Consider the following 20,164-nt stretch of genomic DNA (forward strand, 5'->3'; position numbering starts at 1 on the left):
ACCGTCAGACAGCGCCCGCCACCGGCCTCCCTTCACGAGCGACGGTGCGGAACAAGGACCTGGCGAAGCTCACAGCTTGATGACCTCCGTCCCCCGCCGGGGCAGGACGACGCGGAACACGGTGTGACGGCCAGAGCCGGACTCCACGTCCACGCTGCCGTGATGCGCGTGAATGATTTGCTGGACGATGTAGAGCCCCAATCCCAGGCCTCCGGTGCGAGCCCGCTGTTGTGAGCATCCCCGGAACGGGTCGAAGAGGTAGGGCTGCTGCTCGGCGGGAATCACGCCCACGTTGGTCACGGAGAAGGTGATGGTGTCCGCGTGGCTGCCATCCAGCCGGAGCTGCACCGGCTCGCTGGTGTCCCCGTGCTGAAGCGCGTTGCCAATCAGGTTCGAGGCCACCTGCGCGAGCCGGTCCGAATCCCAGTCCCCCACCAGGTCCCCTTCCTTCCGCACGTCGAGGGAATGCTGGGGGAACGCCGCGTGGTGCTCCTGGACGATTCGCTGGACGAGCAGACCGAAGTCCGTCTCGCTCCGGCGCAGCGGGATGCCACCCGCGAGCCGGGCCCGCGCAAGGTCGAGCACGTCCTCAATCATCCGGCCCATGCGCTTGCCGCTCGTCAGCATGCGGCTGGCGCTTTTGCGGACAGCGGGGTCCTCCGTGCGGCGGAAGAGCAGGTCCGCGGCCGTGAGGATGGCGCTCAACGGGTTGCGCAGGTCATGGCCCAGCACGGCGGTGAACATCTCGTTGAGGCGAAGCGTCTCCGTCAGCTCCTCCAACTGCTGGGCCAGTTGCTGCTTCTGCCGGTGGAGCTGGAAGAAGACCTCCGCCTTGTTCCGCAGGACGTGCGGCTCCAGCGGCTTGTAGAGGAAGTCCACCGCGCCCGCGTCATAGCCCTTGAAGCGCCGACGCTGGTCGTGTGCCCCCGCGGTGACGAAGATGATGGGGATGTGGCGCGTGCGCTCCGAGCCGCGCATCAACTCCGCCAGCTCGAAGCCATCCATCTCCGGCATCTGCACGTCGAGGAACGCGAGCGCGACGTCGTCGTGCTCCAGCAGCAGCTCCAATGCATCCGCGCCCGAACGGGCCTGGAGCACCTCGACGTCCTCACGGCGCAGCAGCGCAGCGAGCGCGATGAGGTTCTCCTCGAGATCATCGACGAGGAGGCATTTCACCCGGGGCGTCATGGGAGCGGAGTCCTTCCCGGTACCGTCAACCTTCATGTCCACCTCCTACCCTCCGCAACAGGTCGGCGAGCTGTTCGAGCGAGAGCACGAAATCCGCGGGGCCACGCGCCAGCGCCGCGGCGGGCATGGTGGCGACGTGGGCCGTGTCGGGACGCTGCACCAAAGTCACGCCGCCCGCGTCCCGCACAGCCGCCAACCCGCGCGCACCGTCCGAATTCGCGCCCGTGAGGATGAGGCCCGCCAGGCGGTGACCGTAAACGTCCGCGGCCGACTCGAAGAGTACGTCGATGGACGGCCGGGAGAAGAGCACGGGGTCGTCCGCGGAGAGGGCCAGCGAAGGTCCTTCATCCACGAGCAGGTGGTAGTCGGGCGGCGCGAAGTAGATGGTCCCTGGCTGGACGGACTCCTTGTCCTGCGCTTCCCGGACGGGGAGCGCGCAGCGCGCGGAGAAGATGTCCACCAGCATGCTGCGTCGCTCCCGGGGTTGGTGGATGACGACGAGCACCGAGGGGCGGAACGCGCGGGGAAGCGAGGGCAACACCGTGACCAGCGCATCCACGCCCCCGGCGGAAGCGCCCACCACCACGGCGTCGATGCGGCCCCTGAGGCTTTCGAAGTCCACGAGCGGCCTACACTTTCTGGAAGAGGCGGTCCTCCCAGACGAGGGAGGAGAAAGCCGACGCGTGTTGAGAGAATCGCAAGGACTCACGGGCCCCCAGGCCCAAGAACCCCCTGCGACAGAGGGAGTCCTTGAACAGCCCGAGCGCGCGCTCCTGCAGTTCACGGTTGAAGTAGATGAGGACGTTGCGACAGGACAGCAGTTGGACCTCCGCGAAGACACTGTCGGTGGCCAGGCTGTGGTCCGAGAAGACGATGTGCTTCTTCAAGGTGCGGTCAAACACCGCGTTCCCGTAGGCCGCCGTGTAGTAGTCGGAGAGCGAGGCCGAAGCCCCGGACTGGCTGTGGTTCTGAGTGAAGGCGGCGATGCGGTCCACGGCGTAGACGCCCGCCTCCGCCTTCTGGAGTGCCTGGGTGTTGATGTCCGTGGCGTAGATGAGCGTGCGCTCCAGCAGTCCCTCTTCGCGCAGCAGGATGGCCAGCGAGTAGACCTCCTCGCCCGTGCTGCACCCCGCCACCCAGACCTTGAGGGACGGGTACGTCCTGAGCAGCGGGACGACACTCTCGCGCAGCGAGCGGAAGTAGGACGGATCCCGGAACATCTCGCTCACCTGCACGGTGAGGTAGTTGAGCAACTCCGGGAACAGGTCCGGCTCGTGAATGAGGCGGCCCTGGAGCTGTGACAACGTGCGGCAGCCGAAGTGGTCCGCGGCCAGCGTCATGCGCCGCTTGAGCGACGCCATGGCATAGCCACGGAAGTCGTAGTGGTACTTCAAGTAGATGGCGTCCAGCAGCAGCCTCAGCTCGATGTCCAGGTCCTTGGATGCCCTCATGCCGCCCGCCCGTCCCTAGGCCTTGGGCATCCAGACGCGGATGAGCGACAGCAGCTTCTCCACATCCAGAGGCTTGGCGATGTAGTCGTTGGCTCCAGCGGCCAGGCACTTCTCCTGGTCATCCCGCATGGCCTTCGCGGTCAGGGCGATGATGGGCAGCTTGTGCCATTCGGTGCGCTTGCGGATTTCGCGCATGGCCGTCAGCCCATCCATCTCCGGCATCATGATGTCCATCAGCACCAAATCCACCGTCTGCGACGGCTGGGCGAGGCTGCGCGTCAGGCGCTCCAGCGCCTCCCTTCCGTTGCGGGCAATCTCCACCTTGGCGCCCCGCGGCTCCAGGACGCTGGACAGGGCGAAGATGTTCCGCACGTCGTCCTCCACCACCAGGATGCGCCGGCCCTCCAGCGCCGCCTCCCGGTCACGCGCCACCTGCAGCATGCGCTGCCGCTCCGGGGGCATCCGCGCCTCCACCTGATGGAGGAAGAGCGTGACTTCGTCCAACAGGCGCTCGGGCGAGCGCGCGCCCTTGATGATGATGGACTTGGAGAAGCGCCGCAGTCGCTGCTCCTCGTCGCGCGTCAGCGAGCGGCCCGTGTAGACGATGACGGGCGGGAAGGAGACGTTCTCCAGCGCGGCCATCTGCTCCAGCAGCTCATAGCCGCTGAGGTCCGGCAGGTTGAGGTCCATCACCATGCAGTCGAAGGTGCGCTCCCGCAGCTTCTCCAGCGCCTGCCCCGCCGTGGCCACGCCGACGATGCCCACCTCGTCGCTCTCCAGCAGGTGCTGGATGCTCTCGAGCTGGCGGGCGTCGTCCTCCACCACCAGCACGCGCCGCACGCCCGGGGAGAACTTCGTCTCCAGCTTGCGCACGGCCTCCATGAGCTGCTCGCGCTGCACCGGCTTGAGGGCATAGCCCACGGCCCCCAGTTCCAGCGCCTCGCGCGTGTGGTCCGCCACGGAGATGACGTGCACGGGGATGTGCCGCGTCTTCGCGTTGCGCTTGAGCTGGTCCAGCACCGCCAGGCCCGAATGGTCCGGCAGGTTCATGTCCAGCAGGATGGCGCTCGGCTGGTACTGCACGGCGGCCTGGTAGGCGTCGCTCCCGTTGTCGGTGACGATGGCCAGGAAGCCCAGCTCCCGCGCCAAGTCCCGGAGGATGAGGGCGAAGCGCCGGTCATCCTCGACGACGAGGATGATGCGCGCGTCCGGAGCCAGCTGCTCGCGGTCGTCCTCCACCGCGCTGGCGGCCAGCGGGCGCGGCGCGGTCTCCACCCGCGAGGCGGGAACAGGCGCGGGCCGCGGGGCCACCGGCGACGGGGGCGCACGGAAGGAGGCCACCGCGCCAGGGGACTCGCGAACCACCAGTGTCCGGTCGCTGAGCGCCACCGGCAGCGTCACGGTGAAAGTGCTTCCCTGGCCGGGCGTGCTCTCCACCGACACGTCACCGCCCAGCAGCCGCGCCAAGTCGCGGGAGATGGAGAGGCCCAGCCCCGAGCCGCCGTACTTGCGGTGGGTGCTGCCATCCGCCTGCCGAAAGGCCTCGAAGATGAGGCCCTGGAGGTGTGCGGGAATGCCGATGCCAGTGTCCGTGACGGCGAACGCCACCCGGCCCGGACCGGCGGGCAGGACGCGCAGGGACACCGCCCCCTTCTCCGTGAACTTGAGCGCGTTGGAGAGCAGGTTCTTCAGCACCTGGCCCAGCCGCTGGGGGTCCGTCTCCACCGTGGCCGGCGCTCCCGGTTCCACCTGCGCGGTGAAGCCAATGCCCTTCTCCTGCGCCAGCACCTGGAAGGTGTTCGACAGGTTCTCCACGAAGCGCGGCAGGCTCACCGCCTCCGGCTGGAGGTCCAGCTTCCCCGCCTCGATGCGGGACAGGTCCAGGATGTCGTTGATGAGCGCGAGCAAGTCGTTGCCCGCGGCGGAGATGGTCTGCGCGAACTTCACCTGCTCCTCGGTGAGGTTCCCGTCCTTGTTGTCGGCCAACAGCTTGGCCAGGATGAGCGAGCTGTTGAGCGGCGTGCGCAGCTCGTGGCTCATGTTGGCCAGGAACTCGGACTTGTAGCGGCTGGTGCGCTCCAACTCCTCGGCCTTCTCCGTCAGCTCCGCCTGGGCCCGGGTGAGGACGTCCTTCTGCTTCTCCAGCAACTGCGTCTGCGCCTCGAGTTGGGAGTTGGTCTGCTCCAGCTCCGCCTGCTGTTCCTCCAGCCGGGCCTGGGACTCCTTCAGGATGCGGCTCTGCTCCTCAATCTCTTCGTTGGAGACGCGCAGCTCCTCCTGCTGGGCCTGGAGCTCCTCGGACTGGCGCTGCGTCTCCTCCAGCAGCTCCTCCAGCCGCGTGCGGTCATGGGAGGTCCGCACCGCGATGCCCACCGACTCCGACACCCGTTCGAGCAGCTCCAGGTCCGACGGATGAACGGGGTGGAGGAAGCCCAGCTCCACCACCGCGTTGACCTTGCCGTCCACCTGCGCGGGCACCACCAGCAGGTGTCGCGGCGTCCCGCGCCCCAGGCTGGAGCTGACGGGCAGGTAGCCTTCGGGCACGTCCCGGACGTGGAAGGTTCGGCGGTGCTTGAGCGCCTGGCCGACGAGCCCTTCCCCCGGCTGGAGCACCGCACCCGAGTTCGGGACGGACGCGGGCAGCGCATAACCCGCGAAGCGGCGGAAGCGGTCCGCCCCATCTGACAGGTAGATGGCGCCCACTTGCGCATCCAGGTACCCCGCCAGCAGGCGCAGCACGTTGTCGCCCAGTTGCTCCAGGCGCTGCTCGCCCTGTATCGCCGCGCTCAGCTGCGACTGGCCGCGCTGAATCCAGGCTTGGATGGAGCGCGCCCGGAACTCGCGCGACGTCATGTATCCCGCGATGGTGATGAGCACGAGCAGCAGCGCCGACCCCATCCAGGTGACGGTCAGCGACGTGGCGGCCGCGCGCTGGAAGTCGCCATTGCGCAACTCGAGCAGCCGCCGCTCCTCCGTCTCCATCTGCTCCACCAGGGCTCGGATGCGGCTCATCAGCTCGATGCCTTCACCGGTCCGGACCAGGGCCAGCGCGGCATCCGGCTGGCCCATCTGCTTCAGCTCCACCGTCCGCTGCATCTCCGCCAGCTTCTCGGTCATGAGCGCGTTGAGGGTCACCAGCCGCCGCTGCTGCAGTTCGTTGTCGTCCATCAACGCCTGGAGCTGCGCCAACTGCGTGGGTAGCAGCCGATTGGCGTTGGTGTACGGCTCCAGGTAGCTGTCCTCGCTCGTCAGCAGGAAGCCGCGCTGGCTGCTCTCCGCATCTTTCACCGTGGAGAGGAGCGTCTTGAGACGTTCGACCACCCCCATGGTGTGGCGGACCATCTCCACGGCGTTCGTCCGCGTCTCCAGCGCCTGATACGTAAGGACGGCGATGAGCAACACCGCCAGCGCCGCCACCACGTAGCCAACGAGCGTCGGCGGCGGCAGCGGCGGTCCAAAGCGATTGACGCGAGGGGTGGAGGAGCTCATCGAACCTCCCGCACGGTCGAGAGGGCGCGCTCACTTCCGCGACAGCACGAACGGCCAGCCAGGCCACTCTTGGGGCACTGAGGAACACCTGTCATGTTGAGACGCGTCCGGTAGCGGGGGGCGACGCAGCAAGTCACCGCGTACCACAGGCCGCGCTGGGTCCTCAGGCGTCCACTCGCCAGACATGTCGCACAATATCGGCTACGCGACACTGTGCTGCCCCGAGGGGTGGCTACACCTCAAGCAACACATACCGCTGGTCCGGGGTGTGCTTCGTCAACAAGGGCATGGCCACGTTGTAGACGGGGATACCGCTCTTCGTCTTTCCATTGCGAGCGCCATGGTGCGCGTGCCCGTGGAACACCGCCTCCGCGCCGTAGTGGTCAATGGGCATGGACAGGCGGCTGGTGCCCAGGAAGGGGCGAATCTCGATGTTCTCCCCCTCCAGCGTGTCCGGCACTGGGGCGTAGTGCATGATGACCACCTTCTTCTCCACGTCGAGGTGGCTCAGCGCGGCCTCCAGCTTGAGCGACTCCGTGACGGCCTCCTGCACGAAGGCCTTCGTCTGGCCCTCGCCAAAGGCCTGGAGCGTCGCGTTGCCGAAGCCGCCGCCAAAGCCCTTCACTCCCGCCACGCCCAGCACCTTCTCGAAGATGAAGTGGTCCCCGTCCAACACGTGGACGCCGACCTTGGCCAGCTCGCCGCAAATCTCCTTCACCTGGTTGTGCTCATAGTCGTGGTTGCCGAGCACCGCGGCGCAGGGAACGCGGAGCGCGGACAGCTCCTCCGCCAGCACCTTGCCCTCTTCAATCATTCCGCGGTCGGTGAGGTCGCCGCACAACACGAGCAGGTCCGCCGTGGCGTTCACCTGCTTGACCAGTTGCCGGAAGCGACCGTGGTGGTCCTCCCGGCAGTGCAGGTCACCGACCGCCGCCAACCGAATTTTCGAGCCCGGATCGCGCGCCACTCTCGTCCCCTCGCTGTCGTTCGTTCTCGTCCCAGGACCTCCCGTCACTGAAGCCCCAGTGGTGGATGTCCACGTGATAGTTCACGCGGGAAATCAGGTTGCCGCGGCACAGCTTCTCTTCCCAGCACCCCTCGCGCAGGGTGTGCAGCGTGCGGCTCATCAGCTCCGCCATCACCCATTCGGGAATGGCATCCCGCTCGGACGGATAGGCGAAGCGGAACATCATCAGGTGACTGAGCAGGACCTCCCAGTACCGGTCGAACCGGCGCATCATCCGCTCCCAGTCCATGTTCCGGCCCGCCTTCAGCAGCAGGTGGTTCACGTCCGCGCCGTCATAACGCTCGCGCTCGTTCACGAACGCCTTGGACCAGATCATCTCCTCGGCGGGAGCCACCAGACACTCATGCCCGAAGATGGTGGCGCGCGGGGCGTGTTCGAACCACTCGTCGTCCACCACCGCCACGCCGTTGCCGGAGGAGAAGATGAAGTCGACGAAGTAGTCGCCCTTGAAGGCCTTGTAGAGCCAGACCTCGTCCGCGCGCTCGGTGCGCCAGCCGTCCTTCTCCAGGACTTGCAACGCCCGGAGCGCGTCCGCCTTGCGAGGGAAGAGGTCCAGGTCCTTCGTGTCGCGGTAGATGCCGGTGTACGTCGCATAGGCGTAGGCACCGCCCACGACGAAGGGAACCCCGGCGTCGATAAGCAACCCGACGGCCCTGGCCCGGGCGTTGATTTCGTCCGGGGCCCGCTCACGCTCTGCCAGCTGCGCGTCCGTACCCATCTCGCCGGGATGGTTGGGGTGTCTCTTTTCCATGGCCGAAAGGTAGGGACTGAGAATTTCGGCCGTCCGCTGGTGCGGAATAGATGCCTGGGGAGCGGGCAACCAAACTTCAAGCATCGTGATTCCGGACGTTTCACGCACCCTGCGGGCGCCTTTTCCGTTTTCCGGCCGAGCAGTGTCCATACAGGCAGGCACGCTGCTGCACGGCCCGCCGGGGGCCGCTCGAAGGGAACGTGGACCATGCTGCGCAAGAGCCTGCTGTGTACCGCCTCGCGGATGACGGGCCGCGACAACGCGACGAGCGACGAAGACACCTTCCAGGAAGGACTGTCCTCCAAGGACGTGGAGACACAGGCGGCCGCCATCCACCACCACGTCGATGGAATGACGCTGGAAGCAGTGGCCGCGCTGCGGAGCCGCTCGGTGCCCACCATCCGCAAGCGGCTGGAGCACTTCGCGGTGCTGGGCGGAGAGGAGCTGAAGGTCCCATGAGCGCGCACGAATCGGAATGGACACTGCGCCGCCTGAGCGCCGGAGAGCTGACCACCACCGAGGCCGCCCGCGTCCAGGCCCATGCGGCCTCGTGCGAGACCTGCGCCCAGGCCCTGCGCGGCATCCAGTCAGCCCAGACACGGTTCGAAGCGGGAGGCCCCTTCAGGCGCTTCGAGGCCGGCGTGGAGCAGGCCCTGCAGCGGCAGCAGGACTCCGCCCAGCCTCCGCCGCGCCGCTGGGTGGCGACGACGGTGGCCATCGTCGCGTCGCTGCTGGTGGTGGTGCTGGTGCGCCCGCTGCTGGGCTCCAGCGCGGAGTCAGACGTCCTCGAGGGACTCAACCGCCTCAAGGGCGGCGCGACGGCGGAGCTGCTCATCGGAGGGGGGCTGGGGCCGCAGCGGGAGGCCATTCCGGGCAGGCCCGAGGCGCTCGACCTGGGTGAGCGGGTGACGGTGGGCTACACGGCGGGGACGCACCGCTACGTGGCGGCGCTGTCGGTGGATGCCATTGGCGAGGTGACGCCGCTGTATCCAGAGGCGGGAGCCAGCGCCCCCGTGGCACCCGGCAGCGGACAGCACTGGCTACCCGGAGGCTGGGAGTTCACCGGCTCTGGAGCTGAGCGCGTCATCGTCGTGCTGAGTGACGAGCCCCTGCCCCAGGAGACGCTGGTGGAAGCCGCCCGGCGCGCCTTTGCCCAGGCGGATGGCGATGTCGACCGGATGGCCGAACTGGAAGTCCCCGGAGCGCAGACGCACTGGGTGCTGCAGAAGCCATGAGCCGTCTGCCCTGCCCCACGCGCGCCCTGGCAGCGTCCGCCGCGGACGCGGACACGCTGCGCCGCTCCGCGCTGGTGCCGGCAATGCCCCGGGCGGCGCAGACACACGTCCGCTGCGCTTCGCACGGGACGACGCCCGGAAGATGCATGCGCTCCTGCTGCGGCTGGGCGACACGAGGCTGGGGTTCGACGACCTCAAGCGCCGGCTCGCGGAGGCCACCTCGGACATCCGCATCGCCATCCTGGATTCATGCCGCTCTGGCACGATGACACGCACCCAGGGCGCGCGGGTCCCCGGACGGACGTGGCATGGCGGCGCTGGGACTTCTCCGCGCTGGACGGCTAGGAAGGCAGCCGAGCGTACATTCCCGCGCATGAATGGTGACGCGCGGGGTGGATTCTCTATGCTGGCCGCTGTTCTCCCGCGCCCTCCATGTCCAAGCCCTCCATCCTCGAAGTTCTCAAGAGCCCGCGCATCTGGCTGCTCGTGGCCGTTGGTTTCGCCTCCGGCCTGCCCCTGTGGCTGACGGGCGTCACGCTGTCGGCGTGGATGAAGGACGAAGGCGTCAATTTGAAGACGATTGGCGTCTTCGGCCTCGTGAGCATGCCGTACACCTTCAAGGTGCTCTGGGCGCCGTTGATGGACCGCTACACCCTGCCCTTCCTGGGCCGGCGGCGCGGGTGGATGCTGGTGACGCAGGTGCTGCTCATGGGCGCCATTGCCGCCATGGGCCTCGTGAATCCCAAGGACGCGCCGGTGACCATGGCCGCCATGGCGGTGCTGGTGACGTTCCTGTCCGCCAGTCAGGACATCGTCGCGGACGCGTGGCGCACGGACATCCTCCCCGTGGAGGAGCGCGGCCTCGGCAACTCCACGTACATCACCGGCTATCGCCTGGGCATGCTCACCGCTGGCGCCCTGGCCCTGACGCTGTCGGACATCGCCGGCTGGTCCCAGACGTACTTCATCATGGGCCTGTTGATGGGCGTGGGTGTGGTGGCCACGCTCCTGGCTCCGGAGCCCCAGGGCTCGAAGCCGCCGCGCAACCTGACGGACGCGGTGGTGAAGCCCTTCGTGGAGTACTTCACGCGCAAGGGCGCCGTCGCCGTCATCCTCTTCCTGGTGCTCTACAAGCTGGGAGACGCCATCGCCGCCGGGATGGTGACGCCCTTCTACAAAGAGCTGGGCTTCTCCAACACGGAGATTGGCGCGCTCAGCAAGGGCCTGGGCATGGTGTCCACCATCGCGGGTGGACTGCTGGCCGGCGTTCTGATGGTGAAGCTGGGCACGCGGCGCAGCCTCTTCGTCTTCGGCGCGGCGCAGGCCCTCACCAACCTGATGTTCATGGGGCTGGCGCTGGTGGGGAAGAACGACCTGATGCTGGCGGCCACCATCACCGTGGACAACCTCTGCGGCGGTCTGGCGGTGACGGCCTTCGCCGCCTACCTGATGTCGCTGTGCCACAAGAGCTTCAGCGCCACGCAGTACGCGCTCCTGTCCGCACTGGGCACGGTGGCCAACCGTCTCATCTCCGCCTCCTCCGGCTACCTGGCCGAGTGGCTGGGCTGGCCCACCTTCTTCGCCGGCACCGTGCTGCTCGCCGCGCCCGCGCTGGTGCTGCTCGCGTTCCTCCCGGAGAACGCGGCCACGCCCTCCGACGAGCCTCCAGAGACGGCCCCTGCCTCGCCGAGCGTCTCCACCGCCTGAGTGGTCCCCACGCCCACGCCAGACAAAGACAGACACGCCCGGAGCAGTCCACTCTGTGCATTAGCACACAGAATGGCGCCACGTGCCTCCCCCAAAGGACATACAGCCGTAGGATGCCAATCGCTGTCATCCCAAGAGAGGACTGGTATGAAACCATCCGAACATCTCCTGATGAACAGGCGTTGGATCCTTCGTGCAGGCACACTGATGGGTCTGGGGGCTGGTAGCCTCGCCACCGCGCGAGCCGCCGGGCCTGGTGCGGCGCCGTATGGCGACCTCCTGGAGCCCCATCCGGTCGGCGCATGGGGCGATGCCCCCACCCGTGAAGTCGCCCTGACCTCCCGACGATGGGATGCGCTCTCCGAACGCCCGGGCGTGAACGCCTCCCCCGGCCTCGTCCGGACGCCCTACGACAACGAGCCCTCCGAGCTGGAGCCCAGCCTCCAGAGTTCCTTCCAACTGCACTTCCGGAACACCTTCGGCCTTCGAATCTGGGTCTGCATTTCGTTCTACGACCCGGTCAACTGCAGCGCCCTGGGCCAGTGGGGAACGCGGGGGTGGTGGACCATCGACCACGGGCAATCGGCATACGTTCTCAACACGACGCACCGACAAGCCTACTACTACGCGGAGGCCTCCAACGGCGCGTTCTGGGCGGGAAGCACCCATGCCATCTACGCACCACAGACGGCTTTCAATTCCTGCTTGTGGAACCAGAGAATTGGTGACCGCTACTTGGGGATGCGCTCCGTGTACATCAGTTCAGACGTCTACACGGTGACCCTCTCTCCCTGAGCAACAGGCACCGCGTCACTCGCGCATGCCGTGGCGGCTGGCGCGGGCCTCGGCCCAGGGATGGCGTATCCCAGGAGGATGTAACGCGGTGCACGCTCGCCAGAATCGTTGAGCCGTCCTCCTTGCGGCGTGGCTATGTTCCGCGGCCATGGCACACCCGCTCGCTGGCAAGCCCCCTCCGGAAGACTTCCTCATCGACCCCGAGAAGCTGCGCGCCGCGTACTTCTCCGGCCGGCCCGACGTGGACGTGCCGGAGCAACGCGTGGCCTTCGGCACCTCCGGGCACCGCGGCTCCTCCGCGCGCAACAGCTTCAACGAAGGCCACATCCTCGCGGTGACGCAGGCCATCTGCGAGTACCGCCAGCAGCAGGGCATCGACGGGCCGCTCTTCCTGGGCATGGACACCCACGCCCTCTCCGCCCCCGCGCAGCAGACGGCGCTGGAGGTGCTGGCGGCGAACGGCGTGCAGGTGCGCTTCACCGACGGCGCCACGCCCACGCCCGTCATCTCCCACGCCATTCTCACGTACAACCGCGGCCGCACGGCGGGGCTCGCGGACGGCATCGTCATCACTCCGTCCCACAACCCGCCGGAAGACGGTGGCATCAAGTACAACCCGCCCAACGGCGGCCCCGCGGACACGAACGTCACCTCCGTCATCGAGAAGCGCGCCAACGCGCTGCTGGGCGCGGGCAACGTGGGCGTGCAGCACATCCCCCACGAGAGAGCGCGCACCGCGCCCACGGTGAAGCCGTACGACTTCATCACCCCGTACGTGGAGGACCTGGGCACCGTCATCGACATGGAGGCCCTGCGCGGCGCGAAGCTGCGCATTGGCGCGGACCCGCTCGGCGGCTCCAACGTCGCATACTGGGAGCCCATCGCCACGCGCTACGGGCTGAACCTGCACGTCGTGAACCCCACGGTGGACCCGACGTTCCGGTTCATGCCGCTGGACCACGACGGGAAGATTCGCATGGACTGCTCGTCCCCCCATGCCATGGCGAACCTGGTGCGCCTGAAGGACGCGTATGACATCGCGTTCGGCAACGATGCGGACTCGGACCGGCACGGCATCGTCACCCGCAGCCTGGGGCTGATGAACCCGAACCACTACCTGGCGGTCGCCATCGACTACCTCTATCGCAACCGGCCCGGCTGGAAGCCCGGCACTGCGGTGGGTAAGACGCTGGTAAGCAGCAGCCTCATCGACCGCGTGGCGAAGGACCTGGGCCGCCGCGTCGTCGAGGTGCCGGTGGGCTTCAAGTGGTTCGTGGACGGGCTGCTGGACGGCTCGCTCGGCTTCGGCGGCGAGGAGAGCGCCGGCGCGTCGTTCCTCCGCCGGGACGGCACGGTGTGGACCACGGACAAGGACGGCATCATCCTGGACCTGCTGTCGGTGGAAATCCTCGCGCGCACCGGGAAGGACCCTGGTGAGCACTACCAGTCCCTGGCGGCGAAGTTCGGCGCGCCGCACTACACGCGCATCGACCAGCCGGCCACCGCCGCGCAGAAGGCCGCGCTGAAGAAGCTGTCCCCAGAGGCGGTGAAGGCCACCACGCTGGCCGGAGAGCCCATCCTCCAGCGCCTCACCCGCGCGCCCGGCAACAACGCGGACATCGGCGGGCTCAAGGTGGTGGCGGAGAACGGCTGGTTCGCCGCGCGTCCCTCCGGCACCGAGGACGTCTACAAAATCTACGCGGAGAGCTTCCGCGACGAAGCCCACCTCCACGACATCCTCCAGGAAGCCCGCGCCATCGTCGGCGAGGCGTTCGCGTCGACCTGAGCGGCGTGGCGGCAGTGCTGCTGGGCGTGGGCCTGGTCATCCCCCAGACGAGCCGCCTGGGGCCCTGTCGCCCTGTTCATCGCCGTCTTTCCAGCCACGCGCCGCCCGCCCGGCTGCCCTCCGGTGCGTCCTTCCTTGACTCGCCGGGGGGTGCTCTTTACTTTCAGAGGCTTCCAGTAGCCCCACCGAAATCCGAAGGACGTTCCATGGCTCGCGTTACCGTCGAAGACTGCCTCCCCCTCGTCGACAACCGGTTCGCGCTGGTGCTGCTCGGCGCCAAGCGCGCGCGGCAGCTGATGGCGGGTGCCCGCCCCATCCTCGAGCAGTCCAAGAACAAGCCCCCCGTGCTGTCCCTGCGCGAGGTGGCCACCGGCCGCGTGAAGTTCGACCGTGACGTGCGCGAGGCGCTGTCCGGCAAGTACACGGGCGACGAGCCCAAGTAGTCCCCGCGGTTCCCTTCAGCCCCCTTCCTTCCCGGCAATGCTCGCCGGGGAGGGGGCTTCGGGGAGCAGGCCCTGGGAGCGCAACCAGCGCACCGCCCTCGAGGCAACGGCCTTCTCTCCTTTGTAGCCCAGCAGTGGCACCAGTTGGACCACCGGCACCCAGCGCACCTCGTCCACCTCGATGCGCGGTCCCGGCAGCGGCCCCAGCTCTCCCTCCTGATAGCGGAACAGGAAGAAGTGGACGCGCTTGAAGATGCGCTGTCCGCGGAACTGGTACACGTAGCGAATCTCGCCCAGCGGGGCCATGAGCGACACGGACAGCCCCGTCTCCTCACGCACCTCGCGGCTCGCCGTCTGCTCCGGCGACTCACCTGGGTCCACATGCCCCTTGGGGAGCGCCCATAACGTGCGGCCATGGGGACGGATGACGGCCACCTCCCAGTGGCCGGCGCTCTCCCGGATGACGACACCTCCTGCGGACGCCTCGCGTGGCATACCCGCCCACCCTACCCGATGCGGAAGGAGAAAGGTGCTCACCCGCCATGCGCGAAATGGCGAAGCTTGGCCTCCGCCCCCAGCCGGTAGGCGTAACGCAGGTCCCCCAGCAGCCGGTCCAACCGCCGGGCGGCGACGTGCCCCATCAGCCGCGAGCAGAAGCGGCGTGACAGCCGGTTCGCCTCCTCGTAGCGCCACCGCTCCTGGACGGAGAGCTGCTTGCGGTAGGACACCCGATCGAAGAGACGCTGGAGCAGCTCCTGCGCCCAGGCCCCCACGCCTTCGCCCCATCGGTGCAGCAGGCACACCGCGAACTTGTCCACCTCCGCCTGCGCCTCCAGCTCCAGCAGCGACACCGTCCGGCCGTGGGCCGCCGTGTGGGCCACGTAGAGGAAGTGGCTCACGCCTTCGGCCAGCTGGCAGTAACCCGCCAGGTCGCTGTCCAGCACGTAACCCAGCGGACCGGATTCGTAGGGCTTGAGCCTGTCGAGCAGCGCCGGAGACAGGTAGAGGGCCAGCTCCAGCGCGTCGCCTGCCTCGTGCACCAGCAGCTCCTCGTCGGCGCGGCCAGTGCCTCCCAGTTGGGCGGCGGCCTCCGTGTCCACCACGAAGACCTCCGCCCTTGCCTCGCACGTGAAGCCGTAGATGGCCTCCAGGTGGTCCTGAACGCGGCCAATCATCCCCACCTCCGGCTAGTTGGCGAGCTGTCCCTTGGGCCGCGGCATCATCCCCGCGTCGAGCAGCACGCGCTCCAGCCGGTCACTCCCGGTGCGGACCCACGCCTCATAGACTTTCAGCGCGCCGCTGGGACCGGCCCGCACCATGCCCCGCGCGGAGATCTCCTCCAGCACCTCCACCACCTTGCGGAACTTCTCGCACAGCTCCCGGTACACCTGCGCGAAGCCCGCCGCCGGTGTCAGCTCCGCCACGTGGCCATACGCCGTGCCACCCATCTGGATGTAGTAGTCCGGCCCCACCACGCCGCTCTGCAGCGCGCCTGAGAAGAAGCCCACGGTGTACAGCGACACGTCGCCCAGCCGGCGCAGCGTGCGGATGCGCTCGGTGCGCTCCTGCTGCAAGGCCTGGTGGTAGAGGATGGCCAGGGGCTCGTGGTCCTTGCGCCCGTCCTCCTCGCGGGTGAACAGCTTGTCGGTGACGGCGAACTCGGACAGCAGGTTCACCAGGTAGAACTCCGTCACCTCCGCCAGTTCTACCCGCTGCCGCCCCGTGACCTCGCCCAGAAGAGACTTGAAGAACTCCTTCAGAGACAGGGACGCCACCAGTCCACTCATGGACACCTCCCGTCATTCCCCGGGCGGACGTCGCCCGAAGGAGACCTGGGAAGCGTAGCAATCGGGTGCGGGCGCGGCAAAAGCCACTCCCAGTGATTCCAGGCACTTGCGTTAGCACTCTCCTATCGCGAGTGCCAATCCAGCGCCCCACGGCAGCCCGCCGGGCATGAAGCCACGGGTCGGGGACGTCACGGAAAAACCCCAGCAATGCCGCGCAGTTGGCACGTTCGGGAGCGGTCAGCCAGCGTCGCTTGACGGGTCAACTTCGCTGGTTATTATCCGCCGCGCCTGGGCGTTAGCACTCATGAGGTGCGAGTGCTAACCCCATGGGTCGCGAGGCCCTTTTTCAACCCCCAAGCAGCTTTCGGTTGCCAACGGAAACGGCGCCGGAAGCGACATGTAAGGAGCAGGCCATGAAGATTCGTCCCCTGCAGGATCGGCTCATCGTCAAGCGCGTCGCCGAGGAGAACAAGACCAAGGGCGGCCTCTTCATCCCCGACACGGCGAAGGAGAAGCCCCTGGAGGGCAAGGTCATCGCCGTGGGCAACGGCAAGGTGCAGGAGGACGGCAAGGTCCGTCCGCTGGACATCAAGGCCGGCGACACCATCCTGTTCAGCAAGTACGCGGGCACCGAGATCAAGCTCGACGGCGAGGAGCACCTCATCCTCCGTGAAGAGGATGTGCTCGGCGTCATCGAGAAGTAATCCGGCTTCCCCCACTCTTCCTTCAAGGAACCATCCAAATGGCGAAGGACATTCTTTTCGACGTGCGCGCGCGTGAGGCCATCCTCCGCGGCGTCAACATCCTGGCCGACGCGGTCAAGGTCACCCTGGGCCCCAAGGGCCGCAACGTCGTCATCGAGAAGAGCTTCGGCTCCCCGACCATCACCAAGGACGGTGTGACGGTCGCCAAGGAGATCGAGCTCGAGAACAAGTTCGAGAACATGGGCGCGCAGATGGTCAAGGAGGTTGCCTCCAAGACGTCTGACGTCGCCGGTGACGGCACCACCACGGCCACCGTGCTGGCGCAGGCCATCTTCCGCGAGGGCGCGAAGCTGGTCGCCGCGGGCCACAACCCGATGGACATCAAGCGCGGCATCGACAAGGCCGTGGGCGCCATCGTCGCCGAGCTGAAGAAGCTGGCCAAGCCGACCAAGGACAAGAAGGAGATTGCCCAGGTCGGTACCATCTCCGCCAACGGTGACGAGACCATCGGCACCATCATCGCGGACGCGATGGAGAAGGTGGGCAAGGAAGGCGTCATCACCGTCGAAGAGGCCAAGGGCCTGGAGACGACGCTGGACGTGGTCGAAGGCATGCAGTTCGACCGCGGCTACCTGTCCCCGTACTTCGTGACGGACCCGGAGCGCATGGAGGCGGCGCTCAACGACGCGCTCATCCTCATCAACGAGAAGAAGATCTCCTCGATGAAGGACCTCCTGCCCATCCTGGAGCAGGTCGCCCGCGCCGGTAAGCCCCTGCTCATCATCGCCGAGGACATCGAGGGCGAGGCCCTGGCCACCCTGGTGGTCAACAAGATCCGCGGCGTGCTGAACGTGTGCGCGGTGAAGGCGCCGGGCTTCGGTGACCGCCGCAAGGCCATGCTCGAGGACATCGCCACCCTGACGGGCGGCCGGATGATCGCCGAGGACCTGGGCATCAAGCTGGACACCATCACCCTCCAGGACCTGGGCCGCGCGAAGCGCATCACGGTGGACAAGGACAACACCACCATCGTCGACGGTGCCGGTGGCCAGCAGGAGATCGAAGCGCGCGTGAAGCAGATCCGCGCCCAGATCGAGGAGACCTCCAGCGACTACGACCGCGAGAAGCTCCAGGAGCGCCTGGCGAAGCTCGTGGGCGGCGTGGCCGTCATCAACGTCGGCGCGGCCACCGAGACGGAGATGAAGGAGAAGAAGGCCCGCGTCGAGGACGCGCTCAACGCGACCCGCGCGGCCGTGGAAGAGGGCGTCGTCCCTGGCGGCGGCGTGGCCTACATCCGCTGCCTCAAGGCGCTGGACGGCCTGCAGCTCTCCGGCGGTGAGAAGTTCGGCGTGGACATCATCCGCCGCGCCGTCGAGGAGCCCCTCCGCCAGATCGTCGGCAACGGCGGCCTGGAGGGCAGCGTGGTGGTGAACAAGGTCAAGGAGTCCTCCGGTCCGTTCGGCTTCAACGCCGCCACGGGCACCTACGAGGACCTGCTGGCCGCCGGCGTCATCGACCCGGCCAAGGTCAGCCGCACCGCGCTGCAGAACGCGGCGTCCGTGTCCTCGCTGATGCTCACCACCGAGGCCATGGTGGCGGAGCGTCCGAAGGAGGAGAAGGACCTCCCCGCCGGCGGTGGCATGGGCGGGATGGGTGGCATGGGCGGCATGGGCGGCATGGGCATGTAGTCCGCCCCTCACCCCGGCATCCGTCCGGGGTGACGTCCTGAACGCGGCCTCCGGCTCCCTCATGGGGATCCGGAGGCCGTCGTCTTTGCGGGCTGGGTGGCGGCACGCCCTCCTGGCCCTTACTTTGGTGAATACGAGGGAGGAGACACCCGTGAAGCCCGTGAAGATTTTTACGACCACCTACTGTGGCTACTGCGTCCGCGCCAAGGACCTGCTCAAGCGCAAGGGCGTGGATTTCGAAGAGGTGGATGTCACTGGAGACGACGACCTGCGCGCGAAGCTCGTGGAGATGAGCGGTGGCCAGCGCACCGTGCCGCAAATCTTCATTGGCGACACGCACGTCGGCGGCTACTCCGACTTGTCCCGCCTGGACACCGAGGGCCGCCTGGAGCCGATGCTCCAGGCCTGAGCATCCCAGGCAGGCGGGCAGCCGCCCCCGCCAAGGCTCCCGGCTCGCCGTGCATAGCTTTCTCTCCGTGGCACTTCACTCATCCACGGGAGGCGGCATGGCAGGCGAAGAGCGGCAGACGGGGACCCGGGACGAGCAGTACAACCTCATCAGCGTCCTATACCACCTGCTCAAGGGGGCCTCGACCAGTGAGGCGTACATCCGGGATGCCGAGGAAATCGGCGACCCCGAGCTCGCCCAGTTCTTCCGCGATTGGCAGGAGGAGCAGCGAAACCTCGCCGAGCGGGCCAAGAATCTGCTCGGCGCCCGCATGGCGGGCGTCTCCCGGGCGGGCACCGGCCGCAAGCGCTCAGCCCAGGAGGGCAGGCGCGGCGCGGGCTCGGTGGAGAAGCAACCCACCAACGCGAGCGTCGCTTCGGGCGGCAATGACACGACGCGAGACGCCGTGGACGAGGAGCTGCTGGAGAGCTTTCCCGCAAGCGACCCGCCGGCCCGCTACTGAGGCCCCATCCGGATTCCTGCGTCCTTCCGCGAGGGAGTGACGCAGGATTCTGGATTCTGGCCGAACGTTCGTCTTGTATGGGGGGTCGTGAAACACACCGCTCCCTTCCCTTGCCCGCGCCTGATGCTGCTCATGGTGGCCGTTTTGGCCGCGGCCTGCCGGAGCACGCCCTTCCAGGTGCGGGGCGCCGTGCCCGAATCGCTGGGCGCGTCCGCGGTGGTCGTCCAGCCCTTCGGCTTCCAGTGGGCGGAGCCCGACTGGCGCTCCGTGGAGCTGTCTCAGCGGCTGGTGAACGTGGCCCTGGCGCAGACGGGTGACGCGGCCCTCTTCTTCGGCCCCACCGAGCTGCAGGTGGCACGGCCCGGCGAGGACGGCGGTAAGGGGCTGACGCGCGCCGTGGTGGCGACCTTGGCCTCCTACGGCGTCCGGCCTGACGGATTGATGGTCCTCCGCCCCTCGGCGGAGAAACGCACCCAGTCCGGTGAACGTGAACTGATTGACACCGAGGGCTACACGGTGGGCCAGAGCGCCACCGAGGTGGTGATGTACGTGGGCCGTGTCGAGGTCCTCCACCCCGCCACGCAAGAGGTGGTGCTGGAGGTCTTCGGGGAGGCCACCGTGAATCCCTACGCAGACATCCTCGATGAGGGCGCGGACCCGGCTCCGGCGCTGACGAGCCTCATGGAGGAGCTCACGCGCGAAGCACTCCGCGGCCTGTCGAGCCACCTGAAGCCACCCCGCGCGCCATCCCCCGCGCTGGCCACCTCCCTGGCGTGGGCGCCGTGGGACGTGCTCGATACGGCGGCGTGGATGCCCAAGGACATGACCGACCTGGAAGCGCCGCTGCGCACAGAAGCCGGGCAGGACCCGCGAAGCCTGCGCATGCAGCGCCTGCGCTTCGCCAACCCGGACGCGGACGCCGCGCTGCTGGAAACACTGGCGCGACGCCCCGGCGGCCTCTATGTGCGCGCCGCACCCGAGGGCGCGAAGCTCTCCGCGGGGGACCTGGTGCTCACGCTCGACGGCCGCCCCGCACTTCCCCAGACACTTGCCCGCGCACGACTGGCGCTCGTGCCAGTCGAAGCGCGCGTTCAACAACCCTCAGGCAGGATTGTTCCACTCGTACTGCCTTGAGTTTTCCCGATGTGAAGAGGCTCGCGTCGGGCTTGCCCGCCCATGCGACTCGCACCTAAAGAGGACCC

Annotated in this window: 20 protein-coding genes; 11 read left to right on the forward strand and 9 right to left on the reverse strand. The window is 67.8% G+C overall.

Annotation, left to right across the window (positions count from 1 at the left end):
* Nucleotides 1-69 precede the first annotated feature (69 nt).
* The 6 genes from FMP39_RS16990 to FMP39_RS17015 all read right to left on the reverse strand — a co-directional run bounded on the left by FMP39_RS16990 (nucleotide 70) and on the right by FMP39_RS17015 (nucleotide 7,873).
* Nucleotides 70-1,224, reverse strand: coding sequence for a HAMP domain-containing sensor histidine kinase (locus FMP39_RS16990; protein WP_228558059.1), 1,155 nt, complete (start codon nucleotides 1,222-1,224; stop codon nucleotides 70-72).
* On the reverse strand, nucleotides 1,214-1,810 hold the full coding sequence (locus tag FMP39_RS16995) for a chemotaxis protein CheB (protein ID WP_141591365.1): 597 nt from the start codon (nucleotides 1,808-1,810) through the stop codon (nucleotides 1,214-1,216). The genes FMP39_RS16990 and FMP39_RS16995 overlap by 11 nt, the downstream gene beginning before the upstream one ends.
* 7 nt (nucleotides 1,811-1,817) lie before the next feature.
* Nucleotides 1,818-2,639 carry a protein-glutamate O-methyltransferase CheR gene (locus tag FMP39_RS17000; protein WP_141591367.1) on the reverse strand — a complete coding sequence of 274 codons (822 nt, stop codon included), beginning with the start codon at nucleotides 2,637-2,639 and terminating at the stop codon, nucleotides 1,818-1,820.
* Nucleotides 2,640-2,654: 15 nt separating this feature from the next.
* Entirely contained in the window at nucleotides 2,655-6,128 is a 3,474-nt protein-coding gene (locus FMP39_RS17005; protein WP_141591369.1) for a response regulator, read from the reverse strand.
* A gap of 232 nt (nucleotides 6,129-6,360) precedes the next feature.
* On the reverse strand, nucleotides 6,361-7,065 hold the full coding sequence (locus FMP39_RS17010; RefSeq protein WP_141591371.1) for a metallophosphoesterase: 705 nt from the start codon (nucleotides 7,063-7,065) through the stop codon (nucleotides 6,361-6,363).
* Entirely contained in the window at nucleotides 7,049-7,873 is an 825-nt protein-coding gene (locus FMP39_RS17015) for a nucleotidyltransferase (protein ID WP_171443731.1), read from the reverse strand. Before FMP39_RS17015 ends, FMP39_RS17010 begins: the two co-directional genes overlap by 17 nt.
* A 240-nt stretch (nucleotides 7,874-8,113) precedes the next feature.
* On the opposite strand from FMP39_RS17015, the gene FMP39_RS17020 reads away from it, so the two are divergent.
* From FMP39_RS17020 to rpoZ, 6 genes are all read left to right on the forward strand, one after another.
* A complete protein-coding gene (locus FMP39_RS17020) occupies nucleotides 8,114-8,365 on the forward strand; it encodes a hypothetical protein (protein ID WP_141591373.1) in 252 nt (83 codons plus the stop codon).
* Nucleotides 8,362-9,141 (forward strand): DUF4384 domain-containing protein, encoded by a 780-nt coding sequence (locus FMP39_RS17025; RefSeq protein WP_141591375.1) that lies wholly within the window; start codon nucleotides 8,362-8,364, stop codon nucleotides 9,139-9,141. Before FMP39_RS17020 ends, FMP39_RS17025 begins: the two co-directional genes overlap by 4 nt.
* Before the next feature lie 432 nt (nucleotides 9,142-9,573).
* Nucleotides 9,574-10,848: an AmpG family muropeptide MFS transporter gene (locus FMP39_RS17035; protein ID WP_141591377.1), complete on the forward strand. Its 1,275-nt coding sequence runs from the start codon at nucleotides 9,574-9,576 to the stop codon at nucleotides 10,846-10,848.
* A gap of 147 nt (nucleotides 10,849-10,995) precedes the next feature.
* Nucleotides 10,996-11,643: a DUF1036 domain-containing protein gene (locus FMP39_RS17040; RefSeq protein ID WP_228558060.1), complete on the forward strand. Its 648-nt coding sequence runs from the start codon at nucleotides 10,996-10,998 to the stop codon at nucleotides 11,641-11,643.
* A gap of 148 nt (nucleotides 11,644-11,791) precedes the next feature.
* Complete coding sequence (gene pgm, locus FMP39_RS17045) at nucleotides 11,792-13,429, forward strand: phosphoglucomutase (alpha-D-glucose-1,6-bisphosphate-dependent) (RefSeq protein WP_141591379.1); 1,638 nt, start codon at nucleotides 11,792-11,794, stop codon at nucleotides 13,427-13,429.
* A 206-nt stretch (nucleotides 13,430-13,635) separates the two neighbouring features.
* Nucleotides 13,636-13,872 carry a DNA-directed RNA polymerase subunit omega gene (gene rpoZ, locus FMP39_RS17050; RefSeq protein ID WP_011554872.1) on the forward strand — a complete coding sequence of 79 codons (237 nt, stop codon included), beginning with the start codon at nucleotides 13,636-13,638 and terminating at the stop codon, nucleotides 13,870-13,872.
* A gap of 15 nt (nucleotides 13,873-13,887) precedes the next feature.
* Here rpoZ and FMP39_RS17055 read toward each other — a convergent pair whose 3' ends face one another.
* From FMP39_RS17055 to FMP39_RS17065, 3 genes are read right to left on the reverse strand one after another with little or no spacing between them, the layout of a single operon-like run.
* Entirely contained in the window at nucleotides 13,888-14,367 is a 480-nt protein-coding gene (locus FMP39_RS17055; protein WP_090493118.1) for an NUDIX hydrolase, read from the reverse strand.
* Nucleotides 14,368-14,405: 38 nt separating this feature from the next.
* Nucleotides 14,406-15,047, reverse strand: coding sequence for a hypothetical protein (locus tag FMP39_RS17060; RefSeq protein WP_141591381.1), 642 nt, complete (start codon nucleotides 15,045-15,047; stop codon nucleotides 14,406-14,408).
* A gap of 12 nt (nucleotides 15,048-15,059) precedes the next feature.
* On the reverse strand, nucleotides 15,060-15,659 hold the full coding sequence (locus FMP39_RS17065; RefSeq protein WP_194858435.1) for a hypothetical protein: 600 nt from the start codon (nucleotides 15,657-15,659) through the stop codon (nucleotides 15,060-15,062).
* A gap of 413 nt (nucleotides 15,660-16,072) precedes the next feature.
* On the opposite strand from FMP39_RS17065, the gene groES reads away from it, so the two are divergent.
* The 5 genes from groES (at nucleotide 16,073) to FMP39_RS17090 (ending at nucleotide 20,096) form a co-directional block, all read left to right on the forward strand.
* Nucleotides 16,073-16,363 (forward strand): co-chaperone GroES, encoded by a 291-nt coding sequence (groES, locus tag FMP39_RS17070; RefSeq protein ID WP_002640434.1) that lies wholly within the window; start codon nucleotides 16,073-16,075, stop codon nucleotides 16,361-16,363.
* Between the two features lie 38 nt (nucleotides 16,364-16,401).
* Nucleotides 16,402-18,051 carry a chaperonin GroEL gene (gene groL / locus FMP39_RS17075; RefSeq protein ID WP_011554876.1) on the forward strand — a complete coding sequence of 550 codons (1,650 nt, stop codon included), beginning with the start codon at nucleotides 16,402-16,404 and terminating at the stop codon, nucleotides 18,049-18,051.
* 151 nt (nucleotides 18,052-18,202) lie between these two features.
* Nucleotides 18,203-18,460, forward strand: a complete 258-nt coding sequence (grxC, locus tag FMP39_RS17080; RefSeq protein ID WP_090493126.1) for a glutaredoxin 3 — start codon at nucleotides 18,203-18,205, stop codon at nucleotides 18,458-18,460.
* 97 nt (nucleotides 18,461-18,557) lie between these two features.
* Entirely contained in the window at nucleotides 18,558-18,962 is a 405-nt protein-coding gene (locus FMP39_RS17085; protein WP_194858436.1) for a hypothetical protein, read from the forward strand.
* Nucleotides 18,963-19,085: 123 nt separating this feature from the next.
* The gene (locus tag FMP39_RS17090; RefSeq protein WP_228558061.1) at nucleotides 19,086-20,096 is read left to right on the forward strand and encodes a hypothetical protein; all 1,011 of its coding nucleotides are present in this window, start codon (nucleotides 19,086-19,088) and stop codon (nucleotides 20,094-20,096) included.
* The last annotated feature ends 68 nt before the right edge of the window (nucleotides 20,097-20,164 follow it).

It is taken from the genome of Myxococcus sp. AB056 (genome assembly GCF_006547365.1).
Taxonomy (GTDB): domain Bacteria; phylum Myxococcota; class Myxococcia; order Myxococcales; family Myxococcaceae; genus Myxococcus; species Myxococcus virescens.

Bases quoted from the DNA above. Each gene is read 5' to 3' on its own strand.
- FMP39_RS17025 (WP_141591375.1), top strand. From the start codon at position 8,362: ATGAGCGCGCACGAATCGGAATGGACACTGCGCCGCCTGAGCGCCGGA.
- FMP39_RS17055 (WP_090493118.1), bottom strand. From the start codon at position 14,367: ATGCCACGCGAGGCGTCCGCAGGAGGTGTCGTCATCCGGGAGAGCGCC.
- FMP39_RS17015 (WP_171443731.1), bottom strand. From the start codon at position 7,873: ATGGGTACGGACGCGCAGCTGGCAGAGCGTGAGCGGGCCCCGGACGAA.
- FMP39_RS17000 (WP_141591367.1), bottom strand. From the start codon at position 2,639: ATGAGGGCATCCAAGGACCTGGACATCGAGCTGAGGCTGCTGCTGGAC.
- pgm (WP_141591379.1), top strand. From the start codon at position 11,792: ATGGCACACCCGCTCGCTGGCAAGCCCCCTCCGGAAGACTTCCTCATC.
- groES (WP_002640434.1), top strand. From the start codon at position 16,073: ATGAAGATTCGTCCCCTGCAGGATCGGCTCATCGTCAAGCGCGTCGCC.
- rpoZ (WP_011554872.1), top strand. From the start codon at position 13,636: ATGGCTCGCGTTACCGTCGAAGACTGCCTCCCCCTCGTCGACAACCGG.
- FMP39_RS17085 (WP_194858436.1), top strand. From the start codon at position 18,558: ATGGCAGGCGAAGAGCGGCAGACGGGGACCCGGGACGAGCAGTACAAC.
- FMP39_RS17060 (WP_141591381.1), bottom strand. From the start codon at position 15,047: ATGATTGGCCGCGTTCAGGACCACCTGGAGGCCATCTACGGCTTCACG.
- FMP39_RS17065 (WP_194858435.1), bottom strand. From the start codon at position 15,659: ATGAGTGGACTGGTGGCGTCCCTGTCTCTGAAGGAGTTCTTCAAGTCT.
- FMP39_RS17020 (WP_141591373.1), top strand. From the start codon at position 8,114: ATGCTGCGCAAGAGCCTGCTGTGTACCGCCTCGCGGATGACGGGCCGC.
- groL (WP_011554876.1), top strand. From the start codon at position 16,402: ATGGCGAAGGACATTCTTTTCGACGTGCGCGCGCGTGAGGCCATCCTC.
- FMP39_RS16990 (WP_228558059.1), bottom strand. From the start codon at position 1,224: ATGAAGGTTGACGGTACCGGGAAGGACTCCGCTCCCATGACGCCCCGG.
- FMP39_RS17040 (WP_228558060.1), top strand. From the start codon at position 10,996: ATGAAACCATCCGAACATCTCCTGATGAACAGGCGTTGGATCCTTCGT.
- FMP39_RS17090 (WP_228558061.1), top strand. From the start codon at position 19,086: ATGCTGCTCATGGTGGCCGTTTTGGCCGCGGCCTGCCGGAGCACGCCC.
- FMP39_RS17005 (WP_141591369.1), bottom strand. From the start codon at position 6,128: ATGAGCTCCTCCACCCCTCGCGTCAATCGCTTTGGACCGCCGCTGCCG.
- FMP39_RS17035 (WP_141591377.1), top strand. From the start codon at position 9,574: ATGTCCAAGCCCTCCATCCTCGAAGTTCTCAAGAGCCCGCGCATCTGG.